The organism is Streptomyces roseochromogenus subsp. oscitans DS 12.976 (assembly GCF_000497445.1).
GTDB lineage: Bacteria > Actinomycetota > Actinomycetes > Streptomycetales > Streptomycetaceae > Streptomyces > Streptomyces oscitans.
The window spans coordinates 6,959,309-6,965,693 of the sequence record NZ_CM002285.1; the positions used below are offsets into that span (position 1 = coordinate 6,959,309).

Sequence of the window (6,385 nt, forward strand, 5' to 3'; positions counted from 1 at the left end):
CCCCACCTCTCGGAACCGGTGCCGGGAACACTGTGACAAGGTGGCTACCACACGTCAACGTCCGGATACTTTGTGCGATTGCCCTGCGTGAGTGACCCTCCGGGGCGCGTGTCAGTCGTGGAGCGCCTCTCGCCCCTTCCCGGCGGGCTCCGCGACGACGATGTGCGGCTGCGGGGATTCCCCCGCCTTCGTGAGCGCGGGTGGCTCGGCCGGCCTGGATGAAGCGGACGACGCCTCCCGCTCCGCCTCTTCGCGGCCGGCTCGGGTCTCGGCCTTGAGGATGCGCAACGACTTTCCGAGCGAGCGCGCGGTGTCCGGGAGCCGCTTCGCTCCGAACAGAACCATGACGACCAGGGCGATAATAATGATTTCGAGCAGACGGTTTTCCAGCATCGCGACCTTCTTCGGCTGGTGCGGACTCATCATTCTTGCGTGGTGACGGAATGGCTATTGTCACCTTTTCCGGAGTTCTACCCGTTTGATCGGAGGCCGTCGGGTGCGGTTCACCTGTTGGATGCAGGACCGGCCAGGTGCACTCTTTTAGCGGATCAAGACGGCGCCAAGTTGCCCCGAGGCTATTAATCGCAATAGATGACGTGCTGGAGGGGAAATAATAGTGCCGTTCTTGGTTCCAGATGCAGGAAAGTCGGCAGCCACCTGCGGTGGTCTGCGTTCCCGTGCTGCCCGGTTGCTGCGGCAGGACATGCGGCAGGTTGATTTCGGAGCGCGTCGATTCAGGCTTCGCTCAGGTCCGTCCCGGCAGCGGTTGGAGGATTCCGGAAGAGCCTTTCTCGAGGGCTTCAACCACTCGGTGGGTGCGCACAATACGGACGCGCTCGGCGCGGCACTCGACGGTGTCCCCGAAGAACTCCGAGGGTTTGCCTTCGAGGGCGCGGGCATGGGCTGCGCGCTGCTCGATCTGCTCACCCTGTCCCGGGGGCGCAGACTGCGGGAATTTCTTGAGGGACCGGGTGTCGACTATCCGCATCTGATCCATGTAGGTGTCGGCTGGGCCTTCGGCAAACTGCGCCTGCGCCCCTGGCGCGGACTCCGCGCCGGTGACCCCTTGCTGCACTGGCTCGCCTGGGACGGATTCGGTTTCTACCAGGGGTTCTTCGACTCGGACCGGGTCGTGGCGGGGCAGCGGTTGGAGCGGGGCCTCGACCTGTGGCAGCGTGCCGTGCGAGACCAGGGGCTCGGGCGGTGCCTGTGGTTCCACGAATGCGCGGACCCCGAGGCGCTGGGCCTGCGGGTGGCCGAGTTCCCCTCGTGGCGGCGGGCGGATCTGTGGAGCGGTATCGGCCTCGCGGCCGTGTACGCAGGGGGTGCGGACCAGGACGAACTGCGCGCGCTGGTCGAGGCGGCGGGCGACTACCGGGCCCACCTGGCTCAGGGTGCCGCCTTCGCCGCTGCGGCCCGGCTGCGCGCCCGTACCCCCCTGCCCGAGCACTGCGACCGTGGGGTCCTGGCCCTCGCCGGGGTGCCGGCGCAGACCGCGGCCGACTGGACCGACACCGCACGTGCCGAGCTGGGCCCCGACCCCCGTACGGGACAGCACTACGGGGAGTGGCGGGCCGGGATCAGACGGCTGTGGGCGGCCCATCACGGTCCCGGTCCGACCGATGCCCCCACGCAGCGCCCTGCCCAGGACGCCCGGACCACCGAGGCCGCCGTGTCCGCGCCCCGCTCCTGGGCCGTCGAGCCCGCCGAGTCCGCGACTCGCTCTCGGAGGAGCCGATGAACTCGCTCGTCTGTCATGTGAGAGCGCATGCCGCCAAGGCTGTGGCGGTGTGCTGCTGTCTCACGGCCTTCTCCCTGGCCCAGCCGGACGCGGTGTCCGCGGACAGCCGGGCGGAGGCGGCCGCGCCCTTCCACTTCACGGCACACCCGCTGAACGCACCCGACCGGCCGGGCGAGCGCCGGGTGCGCCCGGTGGCGCCGGCGTTCCACCACATCCGGTCGTGGATCTCCTCGGTCGGAGCCGGCGCCGGGCTGTTCGCCGTGGACGGCGGGACGGTCGCTCACGACGTATGCCTGGTCGACCCGCGCACGGACACCGTCACCGTCGAGCCGGCGCCCGGCACCGGGAAGCGGTACCGCCCCTTCACCCTTGCGGCGAAGGGCCTGTACATGCCGTCGTACGCGGCCCCGATGGGCTGCATGCCGGCCGACCTGAACCAGGACGGCCGGCAGGACCTGGTGGTCTACTACTGGGGCCGCTCGCCCGTGCTCTTCCTGCGCCGCCCCGGTACCGCTCCCTCCCGGGCCGCCTTCGTGCCGCGGGAACTGGTCCCCGGCCACCCGGTGTGGAACACCAACGCGATGACCCTGGGCGACTTCGAGGGCAACGGGCACCTCGACCTCGTCGTAGGCAACTACTTCAAGGACGGGGCCCGGGTACTGGACCCCACCGCCAGGCAGTCCGAACTCCAGATGCCGTCGTCGATGTCCCACGCGCTGAACGGCGGCACACTGCGCTACTTCCGCTTCACCGGCGGCCGTTCGGGCCGGAAGCCCGAGGCCCGCTTCACCGAGGTCCAGGGCGCTTTCGGGCCGAAGCCCCCGACCGGCTGGACGCTGGCTCTCGGCGCCCAGGACCTGGACGGCGACGGACTGCCGGACCTCTACCAGGCGAACGACTTCGGCCGAGGCCGGCTGCTGATCAACGAGTCCAGGCCCGGCGTCCCCAAGTTCCGTCTGGCCACGGGAACCCGCCACTTCACCACCCCGAAGTCCAAGCAGCTGGGCAACGGCTCGTTCAAGGGCATGGGCGTCGCCTTCGCCGACCTGGACCGCAGCGGAACCCAGTCCATCCTGGTGGGCAACATCACCGAGCCCTACGCGCTCCTGGAGAGCAACTTCGTCTTCCGGCCCACGGTGCCCCGCGACCGGCTGGGCGCCCTGCTCCACCGCGGCGAGGCTCCCTACGACGACCACAGCGAGGGCATGGGGCTGTCCCGCTCCGGCTGGACGTGGGACCTCGTCGCGGCCGACTTCGACAACTCGGGCTATCCCCAGGTGATGCACGCCACCGGATTCCTGGCGGGCAGGACCGATCGCTGGGCGCAGCTGCAGGAGGCGGCGATGTCCAACGACCTGATCCTGCAGCACCCCGATCTCTGGCCCAACGTCGAACCGGGGGACGATCTATCCGGCCACGACCCGAACACCTTCTTCGTCCGGACTCCCCAGGGCCGCTATGTGAACCTCGCCAGGGAAGCCGGGGTCGCGTCCACCGCGGTCACCCGGGGATTCGCCGTCGGTGACGTCACCGGTGACGGACGGCTCGACTTCGTCGCGGCCAATCAGTGGGGACAGTCGGTGTTCTACCGGAACCAGTCCAAGGCGGCCCCCTTCCTAGGGCTGCACCTGCGGCTGCCCACCGGCTCACGGCACGCCACCACCCCGGCCATCGGCGCCGTCGCCCGGCTGCACCTGCCCGACGGGAAGGTGACCGAGCAACAGCTCTACCCCGCCAACGGGCACGGCGGAGTCGCCGCTCCGGATCTCCACTTCGGCCTGGGCGGAGAGAATCCGGCCCGCCCGATGCGCGTGGACCTCTCCTGGCGAGACCTCCACGGAGTACGGCACGAGCGCACCGCAACCCTCCCACCGGGCTGGCACACCCTCGTGCTGGCAGCCGACGGAACCATCGCGGAGGTTCCCGCATGACGACCGACCACACCTGCGCCGCCGACACCGGCAAGCCCTGCGCCCCGTGCCGGCGCAGCAAGGCGCTGCGCCGCTTCGCGATGTCCATCACGGCCGCCACCGTCCTCGGCCACACCGTCCTCGGCTTCGAACAGGCCTATGCCACACCGCTGTTCTCCGTCCTGGCCGCGGTGCTCACCGAACTGCTCCTGGAAACGGCCGAGGCATGGGGCCTACGGCGCCCGGCCCGGTACCGGCGGCCGCTCGGCGAAGTGATCGACTTCCTGCTGCCCGCCTACATCGGGGGCCTGGCCTGCGCGATGCTGCTGTACGCCAACAGCCGCATCTGGCCCACGCTGCTGGCCGCGATCGTCGGTGTGTCCAGCAAGTACCTGTTCCGGGTACGGGTGATGGGCAAGGCCCGGCACGTCCTCAACCCCAGCAACTTCGGCATCGTCACCGTCCTGCTGCTGTTCCCGTGGGTGGGCATCGCACCGCCGTACGAGTTCACCGAGTGGCTGAACGGCTGGTGGGGTGCGGTTCCGCCGTTGGTGGTGCTGGTTCTCGGCACCCTGCTGAACGGCAAGCTGACCGGCAAACTGCCGCTGATCCTCGGCTGGGCGGGCGGTTTCGCGGTGCAGGCACTGCTGCGGGGCGCGGTCACCGACGTCTCCACTGTCAGCGCCCTGCTGCCGATGACCGGCACCGCCTTCGTGCTGTTCACCAACTACATGATCACCGATCCCGGCACCTCGCCGTGGCGTCGCCGCAACCAGGTCGTCTTCGGCGCGACCATCGCCGCGGCGTACGGAGTTCTCGTTCAACTGCACATCGTCTTCGGCCTGTTCTTCGCCCTGGTCATCGCCTGCGTGCTGCGCGCGGCACTGCTGGCCTTCCTCTCGGCGCGCGGCGCCAGCGGTATCCCGGCCCCCCGCCAGGAAGCGGGGCAGGCCGATGCCCAGAACGCCCGTGCCACAGCCGCTTCCGGCGCCGGCGCCGCGGTCGCCGACGCGTCCTGACTGGCTAGGAGAGTCGCCGTTGTCCCCGTACGAGAAGGCCGGCGCGGCATCCCACGACGGCATCGCCGTCGTGGGCATGGCCTGCCGCTACCCCGATGCCGACGACCCCGCGCAGCTGTGGGACCTCGTCCTGCGCAAGCGGCGCGCGTTCCGCCGACTGCCCGAGGAACGCCTCGCCGTCGAGGACTACGCCGACCCGACGCGCCGCGACCCGGACAGCACCTACGCGACCAGGGCCGCCCTGCTGGAGGGCTGGCGCTTCGACCGGGGTGCCTTCCGCGTCCCCGGCGCGGTGCACCGAGCCACGGATCCCGCCCACTGGCTCGCGCTGGAGACCGCGGCCCGCGCGCTGGAGGACGCCGGGGTCCCCGGCGGCGCCGGCCTCGACCGGGACCGGGTCGCGGTGGTCATCGGCAACACCCTCACCGGCGAGGTCACTCGCGCCCGCACCATGCGGCTGCGCTGGCCGTACGTGCGGGCCGTGCTCGACGCCGTCCTGTCGGAGGAGGGACTCACCGGGACACAGCGCGAGAAGGTGCTCGCCCGGACCGCGGAGCGCTACCTGGAGCCGTTCCCCGCCCCCGACGACGAGTTCCTGGCCGGCGGCCTCGCCAACACCATCGCGGGCCGGATCTGCAACCAGTTCGACTTCCACGGCGGCGGATTCACCGTGGACGGTGCCTGCGCCTCCTCGCTGCTCGCCGTGACCACGGCCTGCGGCCGGCTGCGCGAGGGCAGCGCCGACCTGGTGCTGGCCGGAGGCGTGGACATCAGCCTCGACCCGTTCGAACTCGTCGGGTTCGCGCGGCTCGGCGCGCTGGCCGAGGACCAGATGCGGATCTACGACAAGCAGGCCACCGGCTTCCTGCCCGGCGAGGGATGCGGGGTCGTCGCCCTGATGCGCGCCCGGGACGCGGCCGCCGCGGGGATGCCCGTCTACGCCGAGATCCGGGGCTGGGGGATCTCCTCGGACGGCGCGGGCGGCATCACCCGCCCCGATCAACGGGGCCAGCTCCTGGCGCTGCGCCAGGCCTACGCCCACGCGGGTCTCGACCCGGCCGCCACGGGGCTGCTGGAGGGGCACGGAACCGGTACGGCCTTGGGCGACGCGATCGAGCTGCAGGCGCTGTGCGCCCTGCGCGCCGGGTCCCCGCGGCCGGCCGCGCTCGGATCGGTCAAGGCCAACATCGGCCACACCAAGGCCGCGGCCGGACTGGCCGGGCTGATCAAGGCGTGTCTGAGCGTGCACGGCGGCGTGCTGCCGCCGACCACGGGATGCGACAGCCCACGGGACGAACTCGTCGGTGAGGGCGCGGTGCTGCGGATCCTCGCCGACGCGACCGAGTGGCCGCCCGGGCCACGCCTCGCCGGGGTGAGCGCCTTCGGGTTCGGCGGCATCAACACCCATGTGGTGCTGAGCGAGCCCCGGCACCCGGGGCCGCGGGCCACCGCCCTTTCCGCTGTGCCCCGCGCCCGCCGTGCCGACCCCGAGCAGGAGCTGATCCTGCTCAGCTCGGACAGCCCCGAGGAGCTGTCGGCCCGGCTGCGACGCCTGGCACGGCTCGCCCCGCGGCTGTGCGACGCCGAACTCCACGACCTCGCCTGCGCCTGGGGCCGCGCACCCCACCTCGGCCCGGTCCGCGCCGCCCTGATCGCAGCTTCCCCCGAGCAGCTCGCCCGGCGCGCCGATGCCGCCGCGGCTGCCCTCGCCGAGG

5 protein-coding genes are annotated in these 6,385 nt (G+C 71.4%); 4 read left to right on the forward strand and 1 reads right to left on the reverse strand.

The genetic code is table 11. The features are described 5' to 3' along the window. Window positions 1–111 precede the first annotated feature (111 nt). On the reverse strand, window positions 112–393 hold the full coding sequence (tatA, locus tag M878_RS79785; protein ID WP_031226268.1) for a Sec-independent protein translocase subunit TatA: 282 nt from the start codon (window positions 391–393) through the stop codon (window positions 112–114). A gap of 223 nt (window positions 394–616) precedes the next feature. Here tatA and M878_RS49310 point away from each other — a divergent pair, with 223 nt between their 5' ends. From M878_RS49310 to M878_RS49315, 4 genes are all read left to right on the forward strand, one after another. After that, the gene (locus M878_RS49310) at window positions 617–1,741 is read left to right on the forward strand and encodes a DUF1702 family protein (RefSeq protein WP_280923670.1); all 1,125 of its coding nucleotides are present in this window, start codon (window positions 617–619) and stop codon (window positions 1,739–1,741) included. Continuing rightward, a complete protein-coding gene (locus tag M878_RS79790; protein WP_023551210.1) occupies window positions 1,738–3,672 on the forward strand; it encodes a CRTAC1 family protein in 1,935 nt (644 codons plus the stop codon). Before M878_RS49310 ends, M878_RS79790 begins: the two co-directional genes overlap by 4 nt. Further along, complete coding sequence (locus M878_RS79795) at window positions 3,669–4,670, forward strand: hypothetical protein (RefSeq protein ID WP_023551211.1); 1,002 nt, start codon at window positions 3,669–3,671, stop codon at window positions 4,668–4,670. Before M878_RS79790 ends, M878_RS79795 begins: the two co-directional genes overlap by 4 nt. A gap of 19 nt (window positions 4,671–4,689) precedes the next feature. Continuing rightward, window positions 4,690–6,385, forward strand: a 1,696-nt coding sequence (locus tag M878_RS49315; RefSeq protein WP_031226270.1) for a polyketide synthase, incomplete at its 3' end; no start/stop codon positions are given.